At 39.5% G+C, this 25,857-nt stretch carries 22 protein-coding genes and 2 pseudogenes; 1 reads left to right on the top strand and 23 read right to left on the bottom strand.

Annotated features, from left to right (window positions below; translation table 11 throughout):
• Positions 1-2: 2 nt before the first annotated feature.
• The 13 genes and pseudogenes from O3611_RS05135 to O3611_RS05075 all read right to left on the bottom strand — a co-directional run bounded on the left by O3611_RS05135 (position 3) and on the right by O3611_RS05075 (position 16,101).
• Positions 3-1,970 (bottom strand): peptide ABC transporter substrate-binding protein, encoded by a 1,968-nt coding sequence (locus O3611_RS05135; protein ID WP_371608019.1) that lies wholly within the window; start codon positions 1,968-1,970, stop codon positions 3-5.
• A gap of 20 nt (positions 1,971-1,990) precedes the next feature.
• Positions 1,991-3,013, bottom strand: coding sequence for a branched-chain amino acid aminotransferase (locus O3611_RS05130; RefSeq protein ID WP_371608018.1), 1,023 nt, complete (start codon positions 3,011-3,013; stop codon positions 1,991-1,993).
• Between the two features lie 143 nt (positions 3,014-3,156).
• Positions 3,157-5,208, bottom strand: coding sequence for a thiol-activated cytolysin family protein (locus tag O3611_RS05125; RefSeq protein WP_371608017.1), 2,052 nt, complete (start codon positions 5,206-5,208; stop codon positions 3,157-3,159).
• Positions 5,209-5,535: 327 nt separating this feature from the next.
• On the bottom strand, positions 5,536-8,016 hold the full coding sequence (gene parC / locus O3611_RS05120; protein ID WP_371608016.1) for a DNA topoisomerase IV subunit A: 2,481 nt from the start codon (positions 8,014-8,016) through the stop codon (positions 5,536-5,538).
• Between the two features lie 365 nt (positions 8,017-8,381).
• Entirely contained in the window at positions 8,382-9,230 is an 849-nt protein-coding gene (locus O3611_RS05115) for an aminoglycoside 6-adenylyltransferase (RefSeq protein WP_371608015.1), read from the bottom strand.
• 16 nt (positions 9,231-9,246) lie between these two features.
• Positions 9,247-9,465: pseudogene (locus O3611_RS05110) on the bottom strand (GNAT family N-acetyltransferase); the annotation flags it as partial.
• A 65-nt stretch (positions 9,466-9,530) separates the two neighbouring features.
• Positions 9,531-9,905, bottom strand: coding sequence for a GNAT family N-acetyltransferase (locus O3611_RS05105; RefSeq protein WP_371608014.1), 375 nt, complete (start codon positions 9,903-9,905; stop codon positions 9,531-9,533).
• A 26-nt stretch (positions 9,906-9,931) separates the two neighbouring features.
• Positions 9,932-10,693 (bottom strand): annotated as a pseudogene (locus O3611_RS05100) (DUF6261 family protein).
• Positions 10,694-10,873: 180 nt separating this feature from the next.
• A complete protein-coding gene (locus tag O3611_RS05095; RefSeq protein WP_371608013.1) occupies positions 10,874-11,878 on the bottom strand; it encodes a hypothetical protein in 1,005 nt (334 codons plus the stop codon).
• A gap of 18 nt (positions 11,879-11,896) precedes the next feature.
• Positions 11,897-13,840: a DNA topoisomerase IV subunit B gene (gene parE, locus O3611_RS05090; protein WP_371608012.1), complete on the bottom strand. Its 1,944-nt coding sequence runs from the start codon at positions 13,838-13,840 to the stop codon at positions 11,897-11,899.
• A gap of 127 nt (positions 13,841-13,967) precedes the next feature.
• Complete coding sequence (locus O3611_RS05085) at positions 13,968-14,810, bottom strand: amino acid ABC transporter substrate-binding protein (protein WP_371608011.1); 843 nt, start codon at positions 14,808-14,810, stop codon at positions 13,968-13,970.
• Positions 14,811-14,819: 9 nt separating this feature from the next.
• Complete coding sequence (locus O3611_RS05080; RefSeq protein ID WP_371608010.1) at positions 14,820-15,449, bottom strand: amino acid ABC transporter ATP-binding protein; 630 nt, start codon at positions 15,447-15,449, stop codon at positions 14,820-14,822.
• Between the two features lie 10 nt (positions 15,450-15,459).
• Complete coding sequence (locus O3611_RS05075; RefSeq protein WP_006153198.1) at positions 15,460-16,101, bottom strand: amino acid ABC transporter permease; 642 nt, start codon at positions 16,099-16,101, stop codon at positions 15,460-15,462.
• A gap of 215 nt (positions 16,102-16,316) precedes the next feature.
• Here O3611_RS05075 and plsY point away from each other — a divergent pair, with 215 nt between their 5' ends.
• Complete coding sequence (gene plsY / locus O3611_RS05070; protein ID WP_371608009.1) at positions 16,317-16,958, top strand: glycerol-3-phosphate 1-O-acyltransferase PlsY; 642 nt, start codon at positions 16,317-16,319, stop codon at positions 16,956-16,958.
• Positions 16,959-17,052: 94 nt separating this feature from the next.
• Here plsY and O3611_RS05065 read toward each other — a convergent pair whose 3' ends face one another.
• The 10 genes from O3611_RS05065 to O3611_RS05020 all read right to left on the bottom strand — a co-directional run bounded on the left by O3611_RS05065 (position 17,053) and on the right by O3611_RS05020 (position 25,776).
• Positions 17,053-18,009 (bottom strand): ABC transporter permease, encoded by a 957-nt coding sequence (locus tag O3611_RS05065; protein ID WP_371608008.1) that lies wholly within the window; start codon positions 18,007-18,009, stop codon positions 17,053-17,055.
• Between the two features lie 2 nt (positions 18,010-18,011).
• Positions 18,012-19,070: an ABC transporter permease gene (locus O3611_RS05060; RefSeq protein WP_371608007.1), complete on the bottom strand. Its 1,059-nt coding sequence runs from the start codon at positions 19,068-19,070 to the stop codon at positions 18,012-18,014.
• Complete coding sequence (locus tag O3611_RS05055) at positions 19,063-20,598, bottom strand: ABC transporter ATP-binding protein (RefSeq protein WP_371608006.1); 1,536 nt, start codon at positions 20,596-20,598, stop codon at positions 19,063-19,065. Before O3611_RS05055 ends, O3611_RS05060 begins: the two co-directional genes overlap by 8 nt.
• Before the next feature lie 141 nt (positions 20,599-20,739).
• Positions 20,740-21,795, bottom strand: coding sequence for a BMP family protein (locus O3611_RS05050; protein ID WP_045763743.1), 1,056 nt, complete (start codon positions 21,793-21,795; stop codon positions 20,740-20,742).
• 94 nt (positions 21,796-21,889) lie between these two features.
• Positions 21,890-22,279 carry a cytidine deaminase gene (locus O3611_RS05045; protein WP_000246080.1) on the bottom strand — a complete coding sequence of 130 codons (390 nt, stop codon included), beginning with the start codon at positions 22,277-22,279 and terminating at the stop codon, positions 21,890-21,892.
• Positions 22,266-22,928, bottom strand: a complete 663-nt coding sequence (gene deoC / locus O3611_RS05040) for a deoxyribose-phosphate aldolase (protein WP_371608005.1) — start codon at positions 22,926-22,928, stop codon at positions 22,266-22,268. The genes O3611_RS05045 and deoC overlap by 14 nt, the downstream gene beginning before the upstream one ends.
• 17 nt (positions 22,929-22,945) lie before the next feature.
• Positions 22,946-24,229 carry a pyrimidine-nucleoside phosphorylase gene (locus tag O3611_RS05035; protein ID WP_371608004.1) on the bottom strand — a complete coding sequence of 428 codons (1,284 nt, stop codon included), beginning with the start codon at positions 24,227-24,229 and terminating at the stop codon, positions 22,946-22,948.
• Entirely contained in the window at positions 24,226-24,816 is a 591-nt protein-coding gene (locus tag O3611_RS05030) for a class I SAM-dependent methyltransferase (RefSeq protein WP_371608003.1), read from the bottom strand. The genes O3611_RS05035 and O3611_RS05030 overlap by 4 nt, the downstream gene beginning before the upstream one ends.
• 107 nt (positions 24,817-24,923) lie before the next feature.
• Positions 24,924-25,202 (bottom strand): 1,4-dihydroxy-2-naphthoate prenyltransferase, encoded by a 279-nt coding sequence (locus O3611_RS05025; RefSeq protein ID WP_371561098.1) that lies wholly within the window; start codon positions 25,200-25,202, stop codon positions 24,924-24,926.
• A 169-nt stretch (positions 25,203-25,371) separates the two neighbouring features.
• A complete protein-coding gene (locus O3611_RS05020) occupies positions 25,372-25,776 on the bottom strand; it encodes a hypothetical protein (protein WP_371608002.1) in 405 nt (134 codons plus the stop codon).
• Positions 25,777-25,857: the final 81 nt, after the last annotated feature.

Below are 25,857 nucleotides of genomic sequence, written 5' to 3'. Positions count from 1 at the left end.
TTTTATTTGACATGACTTTCTAATTCTTTTTGGTATTTATTGTTTGATTCCAATTTTTCTTTTTGCCATTTTTCAAGAGCTGCTTGATATTCTTTAGCAGTTACAATCTCTTTTTGCAATTTCATTCCCTTGAAGATGTATGGATCACCCTTAATACCTACTTGTGAGTATGGTTTAGAGAATGGAACGACATTGCTGACAACTGGTGAACCACCTGATGAAGCTGTTGGCATCAAGAGAGAACTATCAGTAAACCAAGCTTGAGCTTTAGCATATTTTTCATATCTCTTATCTAAGTCATTTTTCTCAGAAACTGCATCATCCAAGAGTTTCTTATATTCGTCCAAACCTAGTTGAGCTACTACTTCCTTGTCTTTTCCTTTAGTAATACCAAGGTGTTTCATAGCGGAACCAGTCTTAGGATCCATGATATTGAGATAACTTGCTGGGTCTTGATAGCTTGGAGCCCATCCAGTACTGTTCAAGTCATAGTCTTTTTGAGCAGGAACACGCGCTTGAGATGTAATGCTTTCCTTCTCGTTATCAGTCATCTGAAGAACATCGATCACGACATTTTCAGAACCAAGAGTTGACTCGATTGATTGCTTGAAGGAATTGCTTTGTTGAACGGCAATGGTATCTGTCTGTTCAACTGGGACATCCAAGTGAATTGGGAAGGTTACACCTTTTGCTTCCAACTCTTTCTTAGCTTTTTCAAATGAAGCTTTGGCTTTGTCAGGATTGTAGATGGTATCTTTTCCGTCGACGAGCTCAACACCTTTCCATTGGTCTCCATAGTTGACCAATTCTTTTTGAGCGATATCACCAAAGTTTTTACCACCAGATTGAACGAAATTGTCTGGTACTAAGCTATTACGAATAATCTTGTCCGCACCATCTTCACCATTGAGCTGGGCAGCATAAGAATGACGGTTGAAGGCAAAGTTGATTGCTTGACGGAAGTCCTTGTTCAGCATTGCTTCTTTTGTAGAAGTTTTCTGTTCTTCACTTGTTTTCGCTGTCTTATTGAAAGATTGACGGTTTACGTTAAAGGTAAAGTAGTAACTAGTTGAATCCTGTGGACTATATGTAATTTTATCCCCGTATTGTTCCAAAGTAGAAGCAAAGTTTGAGCTACTTGGGAAGAGGCGAGCTGTTGTGTAAACACCCGAAGAGAAGCTACGGATCAAGGATTCTTGGTCTGATCCATCATAGTAAGTTAATTTAACTTTCTCGATTTTAACCTTCTCTTTATCCCAATAATTTGGGTTCTTTTCATATTCGATTAAAGATTTTGAAGTCAATGTCTTCAAAATATATGGACCGTTATAAAGAATACCAGCTGGGCTGACCGTTCCGTAATTCTTACCTGATGCTTTGAGGAATTCTTCATTTACTGGTAACATAGTTGCTGAAGTTACTTTTGAATTCCAGAAAGTTTCAGGTGCGTTTAGAGTGTACTCAACAGTATAGTCATCTACTGCCTTAACACCGACTGTAGAGAAGTCATTAGTCTCACCAGTCATATATTCATTCAAGCCCTTGATTGAGTTTTGAATAAGAGTGACACCGTCTGATTTGCCATCTGCTACGTGTTTCAACCCAGTAACAAAGTCATGCGCAGTTACTTCAGCGTATTCTTCACCTTCTGAAGTATACCATTTAACCCCTTTACGAAGTTTATAAGTATAAGTCAAACCGTCTTGTGAGACACTCCAATCCTCAGCGAGGGAAGGAATCAAATTCCCATATTCGTCGTTCTCTAACAATCCATCAACGACGTTACCGATGATATCAGTCGTTGATGTACGAGTTGCGATACTATAGTCCAAAGATGATGGGTCTACTCCATAGACATATGAGAAGGTTGTAGGGGCATCTGCTTCCTTGTCTGCTTTCCCACAAGCTACAAGAAGAGCTGCTGTACTCAGGACCACGCCTGCTGTTAACATCCACTTTTTCGTTTTCATAAAGATCTCCTTTAATAATTTTAATCTACTTTTACAATCCATCCTTCTGGTGCTTCAATGTCACCAAATTGGATACCTGTCAATTCATCGTATAGTTTACGAGTCACTGGACCAACCTCTGTCTCACTGTAGAAAACATGGAAGTCGTCACCGTGCTGGATTCCTCCAATTGGTGAGATTACTGCTGCAGTACCGCAAGCACCTGCTTCTACAAATCGATCTAAGTCATCAATTGGCACATCCCCCTCAACAGGTTTCAAGCCCAAACGATGCTCTGCTAAATAAAGCAATGAATACTTAGTAATCGATGGCAAGATTGATGGACTCAATGGCGTTACAAATTCATTATCAGCTGTAATCCCAAAGAAGTTTGCTGAACCGACTTCTTCAATCTTGGTATGAGTTGATGGATCTAGATAAATAACATCTGAGAAATGACGGGATTTAGCCATTTTTCCTGGCAAAAGACTAGCTGCATAGTTACCTCCGACCTTAGCAGCTCCTGTTCCATTCGGTGCAGCACGGTCATACTCATCTTGAATCAAGAAGTTTGTTGGCACTAGTCCACCTTTGAAGTAATTTCCAACCGGCATAGCAAAGATGGTAAAGATATACTCTTCTGCTGGTTTTACCCCGATGATATCTCCGACACCAATCAACAGCGGGCGAAGATAAAGGGTTCCACCCGTTCCATAAGGTGGTACGTATTCTTGATTGGCACGGACGACTGCCTTACAAGCCTCTACAAACATTTCTGTTGGAACTTGTGGCATCAAGAGACGATCACTGGTACGTTGCAGACGTTTAGCATTTTCATCTGGACGGAAAAGTTGAACACTACCATCCTTTGTACGATAGGCTTTTAACCCTTCAAATGCTTGCTGTCCATAGTGAAGGCTCGGAGATGATTCGGAAATATGCAAGGTTGCGTCTTCTGTTAATTCTCCTTGAGTCCATTGTCCATCTTTAAAATAAGCGATATAACGATAAGGTAGTTTCATATAGGAAAAACCGAGATTTTCCCAATCAATCGTAACTGTCATGACAATCTCCTCTATTCTAATCAAAACTATGTATTCTATTCTACACTATTCTCTAAAAAATTCAAGTATTTTTTGTAATTTTCTGAAAATTTCACTAAAAAAGAAACCAGTCACTGGGACTGATTCCTTTTACAAGTGAAAAATTAGTTATTTTCAACTTTTTCATCGTATTTTGGTCTGATTGTTGTACCTGAGTTAATAATTGTACGTTTTTGAACAAGAGGAAGGTCTGTACGATTGTAAACTGTACGCCATGGTTCCCAAGCAAGACCTGTTTTTTCTTGAATCTTCACGCGTACATTACGTACATTTCCTTTAAATTGAAGTTCAGTTTGGAAGCCAGCTGTTCTGTTTTTACCATTATCTTCCCATTGACGTGAGCGAATGCTTTCAACTCCATCCTTATCATAAGTTACTTCATCCCAGTAAACATAGTAACGAGCGATATAAGCTCCCTTATGTTGTAAATTGAGGTAACCATTTTTGTATGAAGTCACTTTAGTTTCAATGTAATCTGTATTGCTTTGAATTGTGGCCACTTGATTATCTTTCAAGAATGCAGTCTTATAAGAAATCGGAACAGCAGGGTTTTGCGTACTGAAAGAAGCTCCTTCTTGAATCAATTTCTTCAAATCTTCTACTGTACCTGTCACAACACGTGCAGCACCATCAGCATTTCCACCTACGATTGAAACTGTTACAGTTGTATTCTTTAAAACACGTGCCCATTCAGATTCTGGTTTAATTGGCACTCCTTTGATTACAGCATTGATTGCTGCTTTCAACTCGGTACTCTTGCTTGTTGTTTCAAACTTAACATACATTTGACGTCCGTATGATACGCTTGATACATATACAGGAGGAGTATTTTCATCAATTCCACGTGCTTTCAATTGATCAACTGTTACTCCTGAGGCAAATACATCTGATGGATTTTTTGGAGCATCAAAGTTAGCAGTATAGTAAACTTGTTTAAAATCAACTACCTCAATTTGTTTTTCACCTTTATTGACAGCTTCAAAGTCAATTTTTAAATTAACTCCAATTTTTTCAAAGTCACTTCCAAATTTTGCTTTTAATTGATTCATGCTATAAGCAGAAGTTGATTCGTACTGCATACGTGCTGGAGCAGGGTTATTCCCAGCATATTTTTCATGCCAACGATTTAACAAGGTATTTACACCTTCCTGCATACCACTTACAGTTGGATTAGCATCTACATAGCTATCTCCGCCTACCATTCCTGGTAAATCAACACTAATTCTACCTTTGCTACGATCTAAACTAATTTGTTGTGGTTTATTTTCTAGAAGGTCTTGATTTGCTTTAAACAAAGCACCTAGGAAAATATCTCCGTTGCCATTAATGGCAACATCAGCAGAACCATTAGAAAGATTTTTCTTCACTTTTTCCACAACCACAAATTCATTTCCTTGTTGTTTTGTGCTTGTATTAGTGTAATTTTCTAACGCTTCGCCTTTTCTAGTTAAAATATTTAATTTATCATAATTTAAACCAAATAAATAGTTATTTAGCTCTGCAGTATAATCTTTTTTAGCTTTATTTTCTGTTTCAACTTTGTTTTCTGTTTTCTTATCTGCTACTACTTTTTCTTCTTCTACAGCACGATATACTTCAACTTCTGCTAAACTAAGAGGAGTGTTAGATTTATTTAATTCAATTTTTACATATCGTGCATTAACTCCAGTGAATTGAACGTCAATTGTTGGTTGATTATTTAAGCTATCTACATGTTGACGAGCCACTTCGTTTCCATCTTTATCTAACAAAACAACATCAAAATTAGATAAACGATCCTCTACATTACTGTCTCCACGATTGTAAATACGAACAGTTCCTACTGAGTCTTCTTTCTCTAAATCAACTTTCCACCAAGAATGATCTTGAAAATCTGTATGTGTAACTGAGCGATGTCCGTAGTCATTATCTCGATTACCATCAACCGCTCTAGAGGCATCTCCTCCATAAACAGTTGAACTCTGACTCGCAGGTTTATGAGCAGCAATATTTTCACCAGCAACTGCAGCAACGCTTGGCTCTGTTGCTTTTACTACATTTGTTTGAAATACAAGGCCAGAACCTAGCAAAAATGTTGCGATGGCAACACCACATACTCCAACACTACGTTTACGAATAGAAAAACGAAATCCTTTATCTTGTTTATTTTGAGACATACAAAACTCCTTTATATTTAAACCAACTATTTCTTGAACGCGCTTTCTTGAAACGATATTAGTATAACATAAAAATAAATATGACGCAATCGTTTTCTTAAAAAAATATTATTTTTTATTAATCTAGCTTGAATAATTGACCATATGTTAAAAATTTTACATTTAAATATCAAGTGGTCTATACCACTAAAAAACAAGAAAACGAGCAGGCTTACGTCCCTATCAGTTAGGAATCTGCACTGTTCGTTTTTGTATATATAATCAAATTCAACTCTTAAATCTATGGCTTAACAAATTTCTCAATGAAAAGCTTTTCATTGCTTTTTATCATTTCTTAGATTCAAATTCTATATAAGCTTTCTTAAGATAAGCGTCAAAAACTTCTTCATCTGAAATAGTATCAGAAATGAAGCTTCCATTGCTGGTTCGTTCTGACAGGTTCAAGTCTTGCAATCGGCTTTCATAGATCGTTCCTTTGTTAGATTGGACAAGCAGAGTTTGGTCGTTCTCTTCCACTTCTGTACTGAAAAGATCACCGATGAAGCCTTGTTCTGCAACTGCACCTGCTAAGAAGACACGATGCGGTTTGTTTTTTAACTCACGCAAGACTTGTAATCCTCGTTTGGCACGGCTGGTTGCTGGAATTTCGTCAATAGAAACACGTTTCAAGCTGCCACGATGCGTCAAAAGATAGAAAGATGAAGTGTTGCAGATAAAGGCAGATTGTACGACATCGTCAGCTTTCAAATTCATGGCTTTGACACCGGCAGCCTTGGCACCGATGACTGGAACCTCTTCGATATTAAAGCGAAGGGCATAACCGTTTCGACTAATCAAGAGAACATCATCAAGCTTGATTGGTGCAAGAGCTACAATCTGGTCAGTCTCATCTTTGAGCTTAGCATACTTGACAGACTTAGAACGATAGGTTCTCCAAGGAGAGAATTCTTTGCGTTCGACACGTTTGATTTGACCAAGGCGAGTTGCTGCAAAGTAGGTTGTCGCATCATCAAACTGATCCACGACATCTACATATAGAACTTCTTCATTGGTTTCAAAGTTTGTAATAGACTGGCTCAGATGCTCTCCGATATCCTTCCAACGAATATCTGCTAACTCGTGGACTGGTCTATAGATGACATTTCCAAGCGTTGTAAAGATTAAGAGATGCTGGGTAGTTTTAACAGATTGGACAAATAGCAATCGGTCATCATCCCGTTTACCAATTTCCTCTAGCGTTGAAGCTGAGAAAGAACGAGGACTGGTACGTTTGATATAGCCTGCCTTAGTCACGCTGACGTATGTATCTTCTTCAGCAATCAAACTAGCAGTATCAATCTCAATTACTTTTGCTGTATCTTCTAAAGAACTTAAACGAGGTGTCGCAAATTTTTTCTTGACTTCACGGAGTTCTTTCTTCATGAGATTGTACATAGTTCGTTCATCACCGATGATAGCCGCAAGCATAGCAATCTTTTCACGAAGTTCTGCTTCTTCTTCTTGCAAGACAACCACGTCTGTATTGGTCAAACGATACAATTGCAAGGTAACAATGGCCTCAGCCTGTTCTTCTGTAAAATCATAGCTGACCTTGAGGTTTTCCTTGGCATCAGCCTTATTCTCAGAAGCACGGATAAGGGCAATGACTTCATCCAAAATTGAGATAACGCGAATCAAACCTTCCACGATATGGAGACGTTTTTCAGCCTTTTCCTTGTCAAAGCGAGAACGCGCCAAGATAACTTCACGACGGTGGGCGATATAACTAGACAAGATTGGTACAATTCCAACCTGACGAGGTGTGAAATTGTCAATCGCCACCATGTTGAAGTTGTAATTGATTTGCAAGTCAGTGTACTTGAAAAGGTAGTTGAGAACAAGTTCCGTGTTCGCATCTTTTTTGAGTTCTATAGCGATGCGAAGACCATCACGGTCAGACTCATCACGAACCTCAGCGATACCTGCCACCTTGTTATTGACACGGACTTCATCAATTTTCTTGACTAAGTTAGCCTTATTAATCTCATAGGGAATTTCAGTGACAACGATTTGTTCCTTACCACCTTTAAGTTTCTCAATTTCAGTCTTGGAACGAACGACCACGCGCCCCTTACCAGTTTCATAGGCCTTTTTGATTTCGTCTCGTCCTTGAATAATGGCTCCTGTAGGGAAGTCTGGTCCAGGCAAGAATTCCATCAACTTATCTACCTTGGCAGTCGGATGATCAATCATATAGACTGTAGCGTCAATGACCTCAGCCAAATTATGCGGTGGAATATCTGTGGCATACCCAGCTGAAATCCCAGTTGAACCATTGACTAAGAGGTTTGGAAAGGCTGCTGGTAAGACAGTTGGTTCCTTCTCGGTATCATCAAAGTTCCAAGCAAAGGGAACTGTCTTTTTCTCGATATCTTGAAGGAGATAGCCTGCAATCTCAGACAAACGAGCCTCTGTATAACGCATAGCCGCAGGCGGATCTCCGTCCATAGAACCATTGTTACCATGCATTTCAACTAGAATCTCACGGTTCTTCCAGTCCTGAGACATACGAACCATGGCATCATATATAGAAGAGTCCCCGTGTGGGTGGAAATTCCCCATGATATTTCCGACAGACTTAGCCGACTTACGGTAGCTCTTATCAAAAGTATTGCCATCCTTATTCATCGAATAAAGAATACGGCGTTGAACCGGCTTCAATCCATCCCGAATGTCTGGCAAAGCCCGGTCTTGAATGATGTATTTGGAGTAGCGACCAAAGCGCTCTCCCATGATGTCCTCTAAGGACATATTTTGGATATTACTCATATAGGATACAAAGCCCGTAAAATGCAAAGTGAAAATAGGAAATTCTTACAGTGAGCGATGCTCACAAGAGAATTTATCTTTTTCACACAGCATTTAGGGCGTGTTCAACTCCTTTCAAAAAATGTAGAGTAGGTTTTTATACAGTGAAGGATACTTTACAGAAATTAGTCTCGTATTCAGTTACTATAAATAACCAAACTATCCTTTCTGTAATTTAATGTGTTTAAAATTTGTTGCATCAGTTAGTAATAAGGAGTTTTCACCCAGCATTTAGGGCGTGTTCAACTCCTTTCAAAGAATGTAGAGTAGGTTTTATAGAAAAGGATTTCAGTTACTTTATATAACTAAACTATCCTCTCTGTAGTTTAAAGTTTTGAATTGTGTTCTTTATTTTCTAAGTGATTTAGAAGTTTTTCCTCAGCATATCTCATCATCTTCTCAGCCACTTCTTTTTCATACTTAAATCCCATCTTTTGAGCAAGATATTGAGCTTCTTGATGGAAAAATTCCATGGTTGCTAATAAAGACTGAGTGATTTTGTATAAACTTGAGAAATCAAGAAGAGCAGAGAATTCCTTCTCCTTCTCAGAAGGCAAGTAGTTAAAGAGGTACTTGTAGTTCTTACCGATGTCGACTAATCCTCTATTTCTTGCGACCTGCCAAGCTAAGATTTTCAAGAGTTCTTGCTGACAAATACCATAGAGATGGTCCGTTGCATAGATGATTTGCTTGCGATAAATTCCTTTAACCACGTAGGCTGACACCCACCAAAATTCATTGCAAGATTTTTCAAAATCCGTCTCACTAGCTGGACTTGTCCAGAAGCGCTGAGAACTGGGAGAATAGGACTCGAACAAGCCCTTCTCGTCTACTAAAACTGTGAATCCTGCCTCACTATCCACCCATTCGTTGATGTGTTCTTTAGGACAGATAGTTAGATCAATGCGATTCCCATCTTCAAAAAGCATGAGATAGAGACGACGGTTGCCTAGGACATTATGTTGCTCAATGATACGTGTGCCAAAGGAGTCCAACCAAGCAAGATTGCTTGTTAGAGTGTCTAAGTCGTCCACAACATAGACTACGTCGTAATCCTGAAACTCATCTTTTGGTGCTTGATCATCTGTTCTAGAACCCGATAAAGCGACAGCATCGACTTTTAAACTTTCAGCTATTTGTAAAATCAGATTCATCATTTCAGTTTCAGTTCTCATGGGAATACCTGCCTTTTTAGTGGAAACTCTTGATTCTGTAAAGGACATGTCTATAAACCGGACTGTCTGCTGGAGCTTTTTCATTATCAAATTCTTTGACAAATTCCATGCTCAGTTTTTGCATGACTTTTTGCGAAAGTTGATTGAGTAAGGATGTAAAAGAGTAAACTTCTGACAAGCCAGCTTGCTGAAAAGCAAAGTCTAGACAGGCTTGGGCAGCCTCCGTCGCATAACCATCTTGGCTAGTTCAAGCGAATCTGTCAGACCCAGTTTGTTGTCAAGCGTCATTGGCTGTCTCTTTCATTCAGATTTTCTAAATCCTGTACCAACAGGTTTAAAACTTATTGACCGATAAAATCCATCTGCTTCAGATATTAATTCAATCCGTGTCAAAGGATAATTTTTGTGGATCTCCTCAATCAGCTGCTGTCCCAGTCTTTTTCTACGGTGGGATTTATCAATAATTATTTCAGCTAAAAAGGTCGTCATCACTTCATCTGTCAAGTAGCGGGCAAAACCAAGGATTTTCTGGTTCTCTTCAACTACCAAGTAATGGGACAGATTTGTTGAAAATAATGATGTCACTTTTTCCTCTGTAAAAGAAATCCATTTTTCACTTTGATAAAGGCTATAAATAGCTTGACAATCTTTTCTGCTTGCAGGTCTGATAATCATCTTCTATTCCTCCAAATCTGTCAGACTTAATTAATACTCCCCACTGCTTCCGTTACCTTCATAGCAGGTTTGCGTTTTTTATAGCGACTACGGATAGCGTTGAGATGGTCACGGAGATCGGCATACTGCTTTTTATCTGGATAAGCATAAGCGTTGATTGCAGTAAAATCCACAAGGAAGTCATAGATTTCTTGCAGTTTCACTCGGACTTCCTTGTTTTGACTAGATGCCTTGCCCTTTTGCTCAGCCAAGCGCTCCTTATAGGCTTTCTCAAACTGAGCCTGCGCCTTTGTCAAGGTTTCTACATGAGTTGTCAAATGCAGGGTTGCAAGGGCAGTTTGGTAGTCAGTGTCTTTTATCTCCTTGAGCAAATGGTTAATAGCTTCTGTCTCTTTCTCGTAGCTCATACTCGTTATCCCAGCATAATTTTTGAAAAATTTGCTGAATTTTTCGTAAGCTTCCTTGCTACTTGCCTCTTTCACACGAGAGAAGGCCTTGACCAAACCAGTCAAGGTAGAAAGCGCATCATCACGCTCACGATCAGACGCTTCCAGACTAGCCACCGTTTGACTGGCCTTGGAACGGTGCAAACCAGCTTGCAAAGTTTCAAGAAGTTTCTCCATATCCCCAAGCTTCGTTGCGTAAACCTGCTCAGACTTATTGGCTTTTGTAAAAGCCTCCAACTCGTCCTTACTCTCAGATAAAAGTTGGAAGAATTCGTTGTTTTATAAATTACGTACAGTCAAACTCGTGATGCCATATTCTTTTTCATAAAACTCCTCTTTCAATAATATGTTTTTAAGTTTTTGCTCTAAAAAAAATCAGAACATATCTAAATATTCGTATTTTACTCCAATAACTCAAAGCACACATGTGTGTTTTGAGTTATTTCCCACTAGACAAGATATTCTTCAGGTGGGCTTTCTTGTTTAAAAACTGGAAAAGATAATTATTCGTGTGGGATGAAGTCATTTCTTTTTCAATTCATTCAACTTAGACAAATTTCTTCCCATCTCCAGACTGAGAATCACAAACAAGGTGGAAGAATAAATATTATCATACCATTGTTCCAATTCCTCATCATTCATATTTAGATGATATTGCTTATCGTTGTTATGTCTTAACCCTCCTTTGTTATACATCTCAGAAAGATTATCAAAAACAGCAATTTTCTTAGGAATCTTTTTGCCTTTCTTATCCGTTTCAGTCCCTTTTGTTTGTAACACTATTTTTAATTCATTATAAATATCCTTTAATTCTTTAGGTAGTGTTTCAGGATGTTCAAACTCCTTGAGATATGGCTCCAAATAGCCTGCTAAAGAAAGAAGTATTTCTTTCTTACGCTGTATATTTCCCTTATTTAAAAAATGATTATATTCTAAAACCTTTATCGCATCTTCAATACTAGTTTCAGATACAATCTGAGAAACTTCCGAGGCATAAACATTCTTTTCAACAATAATTATATTACCATCTTGTAGAGTTTTCCATTCATGATTTGTTTTATCTAGAGAATACAATATTCTTTGACGTAACTTGTCATATTGATCCATTAGAGAAGTATGATCTCTCATTTCAGCCAAGATTTCAAATTGATCATCAGTTTCAGGAATCCAACCTGAATAATCATCTATTTCTTCAAGTTCTTTAGACGTCACATAGTTTTTTGCAAATTTATCTTTATTTATTATTTCTGAATATAAATCTAAAATAAATTCAAAAACAGTATAAAGGCAATCAACACTGGTAAAACGTTGGTAAATGACTGTAAATTTTTCTTCAAATGTAACATGCTGTCCTTTCTTCTCCACTGGATAATACTTTTTATATCCATCGGAAAAAAATTCCTGAAGATTAGTTTTATAATTTTTTATATAGATGTCTTCTTGCAGTATTTTTTTTACTATGTCTATTTCTTTCTTAGCATCAAAGCGCATACTTTTAATAAACTCAAAATAATTCTGTCTCACCATAATATTTCCTATACTTTCTTAAAACACTGTCGCTTCTTCCAGCGTAAACTTGACATTATCTTCAATCCACTTACGACGTGGTTCAACCTTGTCACCCATGAGGACATTGACTCGGCGTTCGGCGCGAGCTAGGTCTTCAATGGTGACACGGATGAGGGTACGAGTTTCTGGATTCATGGTTGTTTCCCAGAGTTGGTCCGCGTTCATCTCACCAAGACCTTTATATCGTTGGAGTGTTGCACCTTTACCGAACTGCTTGCGAAGTTCTTCTAGCTCGCCATCCGTCCAAGCGTAGGCCACTTCTTCTTTCTTTCCTTTACCTTTGGACATCTTGTAAAGAGGAGGAAGGGCGATATAGACATGTCCTGCCTCGACTAAAGGACGCATGTAGCGATAAAAGAAGGTTAAGAGAAGGGTTTGAATGTGGGCACCATCGGTGTCCGCATCGGTCATGATAATGATCTTATCATAGTTAGCGTCTTCAAGGGAGAAATCTGCCCCTACACCAGCACCGATGGTATAAATCATGGTGTTGATTTCTTCATTTTTGAGGATATCCGCCATCTTGGCCTTGGCTGTATTGATAACCTTACCACGAAGAGGCAAGATAGCTTGGAACTTACGGTCACGACCTTGTTTAGCAGAACCTCCGGCAGAATCTCCCTCGACTAGATAGAGTTCATTCTTTGCAGGATTTTTAGATTGGGCTGGCGTCAATTTTCCAGAAAGCAAGCCCTTGTCCTTTTTATTTTTCTTACCATTTCGGCTCTCATCACGCGCTTTACGGGCCGCCTCACGAGCATCACGGGCCTTGATAGCTTTACGAATAAGATTTGAAGCTAATTCCCCATTTTCCATAAGGAAGAAAGTCAGTTTTTCAGCAACAATACTATCAACGATTGGACGAGCTAGTGGACTTCCTAGTTTATCCTTAGTCTGTCCTTCAAACTGAAGATGTTCTTCGGGAACTAGGATAGAAAGAACAGCCGCTAATCCTTCACGGTAATCCGAACCTTCTAGGTTTTTATCTTTTTCTTTGAGAAGGCCAGTTTTTCGCGCATAGTCATTCATGACTTTGGTAATAGCAGACTTAAGTCCTGTCTCATGCGTTCCACCATCTTTGGTACGGACGTTATTGACAAAGGACAAGATGTTATCTGAAAATCCATCATTGTACTGGAGGGCTACTTCCACTTGGAAACCGTTGTCTTCACCTTCAAAGTAAAGAACTGGCGTCAAGGTTTCCTTGTCTTCATTGAGGTAAGAAACAAAATCCTGCACACCATTCTCATAATGGAATTCAATTGCTTCGTCTGTTCGCTTATCCGTTAATGACAAGGTTACATTTTTCAGAAGAAAGGCTGACTCATTGAGACGCTCTGAAATGGTATTGTACTTGAAGTCTGTCGTAGAAAAAATACTGGCATCTGGCATGAAGGTAACTTTAGTACCTGTCTTAGACTTAGGTGCAGTCCCAACCTTTTCTAGAGTGGTAACTGGCTTGCCTCCATTTTCAAAGCGTTGTTTGTAAACAGCCCCATCACGAGTAATTTCTACCTCTAACCAACTAGAGAGGGCATTGACGACAGAAGATCCAACCCCGTGGAGACCTCCTGATGTCTTATAACCACCCTGACCGAATTTCCCTCCGGCGTGAAGGATGGTAAAGATAACCTCTACCGTTGGAATTCCCATAGCGTGCATTCCAGTCGGCATTCCACGTCCATGGTCTTGAACCGTTAAACTTCCGTCTTTATTAATGGTCACATCGATCCGGTCACCAAATCCAGACAAGGCCTCATCGACCGCATTATCGACGATTTCCCAGACTAGGTGGTGGAGACCAGCACCATCGGTCGATCCGATATACATCCCTGGACGTTTACGGACCGCATCCAACCCTTCTAGCACCTGAATGGCATCATCATTATAATTGTTAATATTGATTTCCTTTTTTGACACAAGGAACCTCCTATTCGTTCATCTTTACTATTTTACAGGTTTTCTAGGGATTTTGCAAAATTTTTCTAATTGAGCAGGTTTGAACTCAATTATTTATTCTTCAAAAAAAGAAACCAAGACGAGAGTCTCAGTTTTCTTTTCCTTTAACTTGACTTGTTGCAATATCTTCACCAAACCATTTTTGGCTAATTTCTTGGAATTTTCCATCTTGATACAATTCCACAAAAGCTTGATTCAAATTCGCTAACAAGGTCTTATCAGCTGGTCTCACTCCAACTGCAAAAGACTCGCTCTCAAAACCAGCTGAAAAAATCTCATACTGGTCTAAAATTCCTTCAGTTTCAAGATAATAATTGGCGTAAACACGGTCTATTAAGAGGGCATCAATCCGATCATTTTGCAGGTCAATCAAGGCTTCTGTAAAACTTTGATATTGGTTTGCCTTCTTATCTTTTACAATATTTTTTAAGAGTTCCGGTTGAGCTTCAAAATCTATATAACCAGAGGAACCTGCTTGGGCTCCCAAAACCTTGCCTGTCATATCAGACACTGATTGGATATTTTGCGATTTTTTAGAAACGAGAACCTGCTGATTCTCCATATAAGGAATTGTAAAAGCAACCTTTTCACGGCGTTCATCTGTTGCTGAATAGCCGTTCCAAATTGCATCAATAGTGCCGTTTTGAAGTTCTGTTTCCTTCATATCCCAATCAATGGGTTGAAACTGTACCTTGAACCCCAGTTTCTCAGAAACGGCTTGGGCTAAATCAATATCAAATCCAACATATTGCCCATTCTTTTCTTCAAAGCCCATAGGAACAAAAGTATTGTCAAATCCGATAGTAATTGTTCCTTGTTGTTGGTATTTTTCCCAATTATCTACTTTAGGATTGCTAGCTTTTTGTGTGCATCCTACAAGGAAAAAAGCCAGAAAGAATACCAAAACAAGGCTGATTTTCTTTCGATTCATAGACACCTCCTACTTAGGCTCTACTTTGAGAATCTGGTCAGCAATATTCTCTGCAAACTGGAGGTCGTGGGTCACGACAATCTGCGTCATGCCTAAGTCTCGATTTTGTAAAATCAGTTTTTCAACTTCGAGACGCAACTCTGGATCAAGGGCAGACGTTGGTTCATCATATCCAATCACTTCTGGATCTATCATCATTGCACGTGCTAAGGCAACCCGTTGCTTTTGACCACCAGATAATGAGTATGGATAAGCATCTGCGTGAGCTTCAAGCCCTAGACGAGCGAGTAAGTCAGCCGCCTTCTTCTTTGCGTCTACTTCAGACATTCCCATAGTCTTAATAGGTGACAAGATCAAGTTCTCCATAACGGATAAGTGAGGAAAAAGCTGAAAATCTTGAAAAACAAAACCTAACAAGTGACGCTTCTCAAGTTCATCCAATGGTAGGGATGCTCCATTATAAAAGATCTCTCCTGAATCAATAGTTTCAAGTCCAGCTAACATTCTGAGCAAGGTTGTCTTTCCACCACCAGAAGGACCAACGATAGCCAAAATCTGCTTTTCAGGAATTGTTAAACTGAAATTGGATAAAATTTCTTTTTTTCCAAATTTTTTGCTGATATTTCTTAACTCTAACATGGAAAACCTCCTATCTATAGTAGCTGAACTTCTTCTCAAGTTTCTTAGCTAGAATTGTAACGATACCAATCATAAGCAGATAAATAGCTCCTGCTAGAAACATTGGAATCAAGCTAGCGTCACGATTGGCCGCAGTTCGACTAGCTAGGATTAAATCTGAAATACCGAGTGCATAGACCAGAGAAGTATCCTTAACCAAACTCATAACCTCGTTAAATACACTTGGTAAGACAATCTTGGTCACCTGTGGCAAAATGATATAACGAACGGTATCAATAGGATTAAATTTCAAAACCTTAGCTGCTTCGTATTGCCCCTGAGGAATGGTTGCAATCCCACCCCGGAATATTTCTGCAAAATAGGCTGCATAATTAAGCGTGAAGGCAATAATGGCTGCTGGTACTCGGTCGAGTCGAATTCCGATACTTGGTAGGACATAATAAATAAAAATTAGTTGCAAGAGCAAGGGTGTCCCGCGCATCACCCAGATATAGATATCAATCATGTAATGGAGGGGTTTCCAATGGACCTGTAAGCAAAAGGCAACCAAAATGCCTAAAGGGATTGAAAAAAGTAAGACCAGTGCAAAAACTTGTAAGGTCATTGTCGCACCGCTCAATAAACTTGGTAATATCTCGAATAAGTAAGACATACTCCACCTCCTAAAAATAATTGTTCTCATTATAGCATAAATAAACACAAAATCAAGGAATTTCAGAAACTTTCATGAATTTTTAAAACTTTAGCCTTAATTTCCGAACAATAGTGCTCATGAGAAAAATTTTCTACTTACATAAAGAATCAGATGTCACAAAATGAGAAAAGATTCCTTTCCGTTTCTCTCCTATTTCATGGTATAATAGAAGCATGATGACAATAGTATTATTAATTTTAGCTTATTTATTGGGTTCTATCCCTTCAGGACTTTGGATTGGACTAGCCTTCTTTAAGATAAATATACGTGAACATGGTTCTGGCAATACTGGAACAACCAATACCTTCCGTATTTTAGGTAAGAAAGCGGGTATGGCAACCTTCGTGATTGACTTTTTCAAAGGAACCATCGCAACCCTACTTCCCCTTATCTTCCATGTACAAGGAATCTCTCCTCTAATTTTTGGTCTCTTAGCCGTAATCGGGCATACTTTCCCAATTTTTGCAGGATTTAAGGGAGGTAAAGCTGTCGCAACCAGTGCTGGAGTTATTTTCGGATTTGCTCCTCTATTTTGCCTCTATCTAGCAGTAGTCTTCTTCGGAACCCTTTATCTAGGCAGCATGATTTCTCTCTCTAGTGTTACTGCTGCTCTCGCTGCTGTACTTGGGGTGATTCTCTTTCCACTTATCGGTTTCCTACTTCCAAGTTACGATTTATTATTCGTAGCGATTATCCTAGCTCTCGCAGGTTTAATTATTATCCGCCACAAAGATAATATCAATCGTATTCGTAATAAAACAGAAAATCTTGTTCCTTGGGGACTAAATCTTACCCATCAAAACCCTAAAAAATAGAGCAGATGATGGAACAAAAAAATGAAGTTTTCGCCAGAGTTTCATTTCAAATACTAAAAAACGAGGTCGGGATTTTTCCCAACCTCGTTTGTGTTTATTTAGATTTGATATAGTTGATACCATCCGCCTTCGGTGCAACTGCTTTACCAAAGAAGGTTGCTAGAACGACAATGGTCAAGAGATATGGTGCAATTTGCAAGTAAACGGCTGGAACTCCTTGCAAGAAAGGAAGTTGAGAACCGATAACTGCTAAACTTTGTGATAGTCCAAAGAAGAGACTTGAAAGCATAGCACCAACAGGATTCCATTTACCGAAGATCATAGCAGCAAGTGCGATAAATCCAGGTCCAACGATGGTTGTAACTGAGAAGTTAACGGAAATTGACTGAGCGTAGATAGCTCCACCGATTCCTCCAAGGAAACCTGAAATCACAACTCCAAGATATCTCATCTTGTAGACATTAATCCCCAAAGTATCTGCTGCTTGTGGGTGTTCACCAACTGAACGAAGACGAAGTCCAAAGCGAGTCTTAAAGAGGATAAACCAAGCTAAGAATGAGAAGGCAATTGCTAGGTAACCAAGTAAACTTGTTGACTTGAAGAAGATATCTCCGATAACTGGGATATTAGCCAAAAGAGGGAAATCAAAACGTCCAAATGTTTGCGTTAAATTATCCGTTTGTCCCTTGTTATAAAGCACCTTCACCAAGAAAACCGCCAAGGCTGGAGCCATCAAGTTAAGTACGGTACCACTGACAACATGGTCAGCACGAAAATGAACTGTAGCTACTGCGTGAATCAGTGAAAAGATAGCTCCGACTAATCCACCAACTAGAAGAGCCAACCAAGGAGTTAATGCTCCCAAATCTTGTGCAAATTCAAGGTTAAAAACAACTCCAGAGAAGGCACCCATGACCATGATTCCTTCAAGTCCAACGTTAACAACTCCACCACGTTCAGAGAAAACGCCTCCGATACTTGTGAAAATAAGTGGTGCTGAGTAAATCAACATTGAAGAAACCATAAGGGTTAGCATTGTTGTAATCGACATCCTTATTTACCTCCTTTAAGTTGTTTTCTTGGTTTGACAAAGCGTTCGATGATGTAGTGAACGCTGACAAAGAAGATAATTGAGGCTGTAACGATACTTACAAGCTCAGATGGCACTTGTGCAGCATTCATACCAGGTGCTCCAACTTGAAGTACTCCGAACAAGAAGGCCGCAAAAAGAATTCCAATTGGTGAGTTTGCAGCGAGTAGACTAACCGCCATTCCGTTAAAGCCGATCGCTAATGATGAACCCTGAACATAAACGTTTTGGAAGGTTCCAAGTCCTTCTACTGCTCCACCTAGACCTGCAAGGGCACCTGAGATAATCATTGATAGGATGATGGTGCGTTTAGCTGAAATACCTGCATATTCAGACGCATTTGGGTTCAAACCAACTGCACGAATTTCAAAACCTAGAGTTGTCTTTTTAAGCAAGAACCAGATAACTCCGACTGCAATGATAGCAAAGAAAATACCGATGTTCATACGAGAATTTCCTGTTAGTTCAGCAAGCCATGGTGTCTGATAAGTTGCATTGGCACTAACACGAATGGATGAGTCAGTACTTTGCATAATTTCTTTAGGGAAGTGGTGGATAAAGGCATTTCCCACATAAAGAACAATGTAGTTCATCATGATGGTAACAATAACCTCAGATGTTCCAAGATAAGCTCTAAGAACACCTGGAATCGCACCAACAATTCCCCCTGCAACTAGCGCAATGATAATGGTTGCGAGAATCAGCAAAGGACGTGGCATATCAGGATGAGTCAGGGCAAACCAGCCACTAAGAACCCAACCCGCGAGGGCTTGCCCAGGAAGCCCAACGTTAAAGAAGCCAGCACGACTTGCAACTGCAAACCCTAGAGCGATCAAGACTAACGGACCCATAGCACGGAAAATTTCACCAATACCACGAACACTACCAAAGGCTGTATAGAACAATTCTTCATAGCCCCAGATGGCATCATAGCCAAAAATCCACATAACGATGGCTCCAAGCAAGATTCCAAGGAAAACAGAAATCAAGGGAACCGAAATTTGTTGTAATTTTTTAGACATCACTCTTCTCCTTTTCCAAGTTACCACCAGCCATCAAGACACCAAGCTCTTGCTTGTTGGTTGTTTCTGGTGTCACAATCCCTTGAATCTTACCATCGTGGATAACGGCAATTCTGTCAGAGACATTTAAAATCTCATCCAACTCAAAGCTGACTACAAGGACAGCCTTACCATTATCACGTGCTTCAATCAAGCGTTTGTGAATGTACTCAATGGCACCGACATCCAGACCACGAGTTGGTTGGCTGACGATAAGGAGATCAGGATTTCGATCAATCTCCCGAGCGATGATTGCTTTTTGTTGATTTCCTCCAGAAAGGGCAGAAGCTGGAACAATCTCACTAGCAGCACGAACATCAAACTCCTGCATCAATTTTTTTGCATAGTCAAGGATATTCGTATAATTTAAAATTCCCTTCTTGCTAAGAGGTTCTTTATAGTAGGTTTGAAGAGCGATATTTTCAGAAATCATCATTTCCAAGACCAAACCATCACGGTGACGGTCTTCCGGAACGTGACCAACGCTCAGTTCAGTAATTTGACGTGGATGCAATCCTACAATGGACTGGCCTTTCAATTCCACACTACCAGACTCAATCTTACGAAGTCCTGTGATAGCTTGGATCAATTCAGACTGACCATTTCCATCAATTCCGGCAATTCCGACAATCTCACCAGCTCGAACATCGAGTGAAAGATTTTTAACAGCAGGAACGCCACGGTTTTCATGAACAACCAAGTCTTTGATGGAAAGAACGACTTCTTTAGGTTGTGGTGCTTGCTTCTCAGTTTTGAAGGAAACAGAACGTCCCACCATCATCTCAGCCAAGTCAGCGTTAGTCGCACCCGCAATTTCAACTGTTTCGATTGATTTACCACGACGGATAACTGTAACGCGGTCAGAAACTGCACGAATTTCATCCAACTTGTGGGTAATCAAGATAATTGATTTGCCTTCTTTGACCAAGTTCTTCATGATAGCCATCAACTCATCGATTTCTGATGGTGTTAAAACGGCAGTCGGTTCGTCAAAGATAAGAATATCGGCACCACGATAAAGTGTCTTCAAAATTTCAACACGTTGTTGAGCCCCAACAGAGATATCTGCTACTTTGGCAGAAGGATCTACAGCTAGTCCATAACGCTCTGATAATTCAAGAATTTCTCGACTTGCTCGAGCAATATCTAGAACTCCATTTTTGGTTAATTCGCTTCCCAAAATGATATTTTCAGCAACAGTGAAAGCCTCTACCAACATAAAGTGCTGGTGAACCATCCCAATTCCTAGGCTAGCTGCTTTTGATGGCGAGTCTAGTTTTACAACTTGACCGTTAACCACAATTTCACCACTAGTTGGTTCTAGAAGCCCTGCAAGCATGTTCATAAGAGTGGACTTACCAGCTCCATTTTCTCCTAAAAGTGCATGAATTTCACCTTTACGAAGTTCAAGGTTAATCTTGTCGTTAGCGACAAATTCACCAAAAACTTTGGTAATTTCACGCATCTCAATGACATTTTCGTGTGCCATGTACTCTTCCTTTCAGAGTTTTATTTTATTTCAATAAAACCTGCTAAAGAAACTTAGCAAGCTCTATTGAGACAAAACAATTTGTCTCAATTCTTAAAGAAGCGGCCACAGGCCGCTCCCCTAAGAAATGACTTTCATCCATTATTTTTCAGGAACTTTTACACTTCCATCAAGGATTTTAGCTTTTGCATCTTCAACAGCTTTTTTACCTTCTTCAGAAAGGTTAGTTGTTACTAGATCAACCCCTTTATCCTTCAATGAGTAAACGATCACTTGACCGCCAGGGAATTCACCTTTTTCAGTTTTGTTTGCAATATCTTGAACTGTTGTTCCGACTTGTTTCAAAGTAGAAGCAAGCACGAAGTTTGATTCTTTACCATCTTTAGAAGTGTATTTACCTTCTTCAACTTGGTCACGGTCTACACCGATAACCCAAACTTTTTCGCCTTCGTTTTTGCTTTCATTCAAAGATTTAGCTTCTGAGAAGACACCTGCACCAGTACCACCAGCTGCTTGGTAGATTACGTCTGCACCTGCAGCGTATTGAGCTGCAGCGATTGTTTTACCTTTAGCGGCATCACCAAATGAACCAGCGTAGTCTACTTGTACTTTGATAGATGGGTCAACTGACTCAACACCAGCTTTGAAACCAGCTGCGAAACGAGAAATAACTTCAGATTCCATACCACCTACAAAACCAACTTGTTTTGTTTTAGTAGTTTTAGCTGCTGCTACACCTGCAAGGTAAGCTGCTTCATTATCAGCAAATGTTACACTTGCTACGTTCTTTTGATCTTTAATCACATCATCAATCAAAACATAGTTCAAGTCTGCATGTTCTTTCGCTGCTTCTTCAACCGCATTGTGAAGGGCAAAACCAACACCATAAATCAAGTTGTAGCTTCCTGCTGCTTGGTTCAAGTTGTTAGCGTAGTCAGCTTCACTTGTTGATTGGAAGTATGTGTAGCCTTTATCTTTTGCAAGATTGTGCTCTTTACCCCAAGCTTGAAGACCTTCCCAAGCTGATTGGTTGAATGATTTATCATCAACACCACCAGTATCTGTAACGATAGCTGCTTTAGTCTTCAAATCAGAAGATGAAGATGCTGCGTTACGAGAAGAGCGATTACCACATGCAGCAAGTCCAAATGCTGCTACTGCAACTAGACCAAGGCCTAGCCATTGTTTCTTGTTCATTACTGAACCTCCTAAATAAGATGCGCAACGAAGTTGCAAGTATGGATTGATTGGCCACAAGGACCCTTGTCACTCAGGGAGTGACGCAGACTAACTAATGCAAGTCTGTAAATGAGTATGGAAGTAATTCCCCGACCGTCATCTCGACCGTCGATTTATCTTTGGCAACTAAAGTCACCTTTAGATCTTGTTCAAAAAATTCGACCATAACTTGGCGACAAGCTCCGCAAGGAGAAATAGGTTTCTCAGTTTGACCGTAAACAATCAGTTCTGAAAACTCACGTTGTCCTTCGGAGATAGCTTTAAAGATTGCTGTTCTCTCACCACAGTTGGTCAAGGGGTAGCTAGCATTTTCAATATTGCATCCTGTATATACACTTCCGTCCTTGGCAACCAAAACGGCACCAATCGGAAAATGTGAATAAGGAACATAGGCATTTTTACTAGTCTCAATCGCTAAATCAATCAACTCAGTAGTCGCCATCTGCTAACTCTCCTTTTAAGATTGCTACACCAGAAGATGTTCCGATACGAGTAGCTCCTGCTTCAACAAAGGCTACAGCATCTGCATAAGAACGAGCCCCTCCTGCTGCTTTGACTCCCATGTCTGGACCAACAGTCTGACGCATTAATTTAACATCCGGTAGGGTTGCACCACCTGTTGAGAAGCCTGTTGACGTCTTGACAAAGTCTGCTCCTGCTTTCTGAGCTAGCTGACAAGCTAGAACTTTTTCTTCATCAGTCAACAAACAAGCCTCGATAATAACCTTAACCAGTTTGTCTCCGCTTGCTTCAACAACAGCTCGAATATCTGACTCAACTAAATCAGCATTCCCAGACTTGAGTGCTCCAACATTGATAACCATATCAATCTCATCAGCACCATTTTGGATAGCTTCTTTGGTTTCGAAGGCTTTAACAGCAGATGTTGTGGATCCAAGAGGGAAGCCTACAACCGTACAAACCTTAACATCAGTATTTTCTAGACCAGCTTTTGCATGAGAAACCCAGCAAGGATTAACACAAACACTGGCAAAATCGTACTCTCTTGCTTCAGATAGCAAACGATCAATTTGTTCCTCTGTTGCATCTTGTTTTAAAAGCGTATGATCAATGTATTTATTTAATTTCATTTCGGTTTTTCCTTAAATTAGGAGATGATTTCGATAATTTCACGCGATTTTATCACTTCATCACTTATTTTAATTTTAACATATTTTTGGAAATCTGTAACTAGTTCCGGAGAAATTTTGCCATTTGTATATACTTTTGCAACAATTTCACCCTTTCTGACAAAGTCTCCAACTTTCTTCTCAAAGACAATCCCCGTCTCATAGTCAAGGGCGTCTGTTTTCACTGCACGACCAGCACCCAATCTCATGGCAAAAAGACCAAACTCCATGGCTGGAAGTTCTGCGATAATACCATCCTCCTGAGCAGGAATATCAACTACATGCTCAACCTTTACTGGACGATAGAGGTCTTCTAAATCTCCACCCTGAGCTACAACCATCTCTTCGAATTTCTGGAGCGCCTTACCATTTTCAAGATGTTGCCTTACTTCCTCAACAGTTTTTTCAACATTAGCTAAAGATAGCATAATCTGAGCTAACTCGCAGATAAAATGACTAATATCTTCACGTCCCTTACCTTGAAGAATTTCTAGTGCTTCTAGTATTTCCAAGCGGTTTCCAATGGCACGTCCCAAGGGTTGACTCATGTCCGTAATGACTGCTACTGTCTTACGACCTACAGCCTTTCCAAGATTTACCATAGTTTGAGCCAATTCACGGGCCTCGTCCACTGTTTTCATGAAGGCACCTTCACCAACAGTAACGTCAAGTAAGATGGCGTCAGCTCCAGCTGCAATCTTTTTACTCATGACTGAGCTAGCAATCAAGGGAATAGTATCAACCGTTGCCGTCACATCACGAAGGGCATAGAGCAATTTATCAGCCTTAACCAGTTGATCGGACTGGCCAATGACTGAGACACCAATATCCTGAACTTGTTTGATAAATCCATCCTGATTTCGTTCAATCTGAAAACCTTTGATGGATTCTAGCTTATCAATGGTCCCACCAGTATGACCCAGACCTCTACCACTCATCTTAGCAACTGGAACACCAAAACTAGCTACCAAGGGTGCTAGGATTAAAGTTACCTTATCACCAACTCCACCAGTAGAGTGTTTATCCACCTTAATGCCTTCGATTGGCGATAAATTAAATTCCTGACCTGTCTTAACCATGTTCATAGTCAAGTCAGAAATCTCATCTATAGTCATTCCCTGAAAATATACTGCCATAGCAAAAGCGGCCATCTGGTAGTCAGGAACAGTTCCTGCCACATAACCTTCAATCAACCATTGAATCTCACTGGAGCTTAGTTCTTGGCCGTTTCTTTTTTTCTGGATTAGATCTACTGCTCTCATTCTTTCACACTTCTAAGGATATAATATCCCTTATCTTTCTTTACAACCTCACAATTGCCGAAAACTTCTTCCATCTTACTTTTGGCACTAGGAGCTCCTTGTTTTTTCTGGATGACGATCGTCAAATCTCCACCATCTACTAAAAAGTCTATACTTTTCTCGATGATTTCGTGGACTACTTGCTTGCCTGCACGTATAGGAGGATTGGAAATGACATGGTCAAATTGTCCTTCTACCTGCTCATAAATATTAGACTGGAAGATAGTCGCTTGAACCTTGTTTTTTACTGCATTTTGCTGGGCTAAATCCAGGGCACGATTATTGATATCCACCATCGTTGCTTGGGCACCATATGCTTTAACCAAAGACAAACCTATCGGACCATAGCCACAACCAACATCAAGAATTTTTTCACCTTTTTCAATATCTAAACATCTTAACAACAACTGACTTCCAAAGTCAATCATTTTTTTACTAAAGACACCAGCATCTGTCAAAAAGGTCATCTTTTGCCCAAGTAGCTCAACTCTAAGCTCATGAACATCATGGGCTGCATCTGGATTTTCTGCATAATACATTTTACTCATGACACTATTTTACCATAAAAATAAGTTATTTGTAAATCGTTTACAAAGATAGCAAGCCCTTAAATCACATTGTATTTTCTCAAAAATAATATAAATTCGGATTGACATTAGGGACCTAGTAAAAAGCTCCCAACTGCCATGGTAATCGGAAAAGCAAAAATGCAAGCAAGACCAAAAAAGAAGAGCCAGCACTTTCTTTTAAAGAAAGCTAGCACAAGGTAGCCAAGACCTATGAGGGGTAATAAGATAAACAAAACAAAAGTGGTCCAGTTATAGCTCTGAGTTCCTATCGTAAAGGAGAAATTCACCCAGTTTGGTGATAACCATAAAACAACTACAAATAGGCTGATCAAAACCAAGATCTTATCTCTTAATCTCGTTTTCATCTGAGCACCTCCTTTATAGGTTTTCCCCCTTATATTTTAACAAAGAAAGCGCTTTTCTTCAATCTCTATCAATTATTGGAAACGAATGACAAGTCATTGAGAGCTACAAGGTATCACAGTCAGGATAAAACAACAAATTTATTGTCTATAATCAGATTCATTTTGATTACTATTGCTTTACCTTCAAATACTTAATTATCAACAGGATTCCCAAGAAGATGTTTAGATAAAAGCCAAACTGATAAGTTTGGGTCAGGATTTCCAAACTTGTCCACAGGCGTATCAAATCTTCTATTGACATGCGAAATAAATAACCCTCTGTAGCAATCCACAAAATCAAAAATAGATAACTACCAGCAGCAAGGAATTTTGTCCAACCTTTCCTTAACAACCATGCAATGAGGAGTGAACAAATGAAAATAGTTGTTACAATGGCATAATCCATTAAAAATGTAAAACCGTAATAAATTTCCACAAAACGTCTACCATTATCCACATTGACTCCTTTTATAAAAGGTAAAGCAAAACTTAAAATAAAACAGAGTTCCAATATGTAACTTTTTAAGATTTTCATAGTACACCTCCTATGAGTTTTGAACTAAAAGCCCCCTTTATTAGCTGATAAAATCAGGAGAAAGCAGCTCCTACTTCATCA

Origin of the sequence: Streptococcus sp. 27098_8_91 (assembly GCF_041432385.1) — a bacterium.
Lineage (GTDB): Bacteria > Bacillota > Bacilli > Lactobacillales > Streptococcaceae > Streptococcus.
The sequence above is the reverse complement of the archived record's forward strand: the minus strand, read 5'-3'. Positions and strand labels throughout refer to the sequence as shown.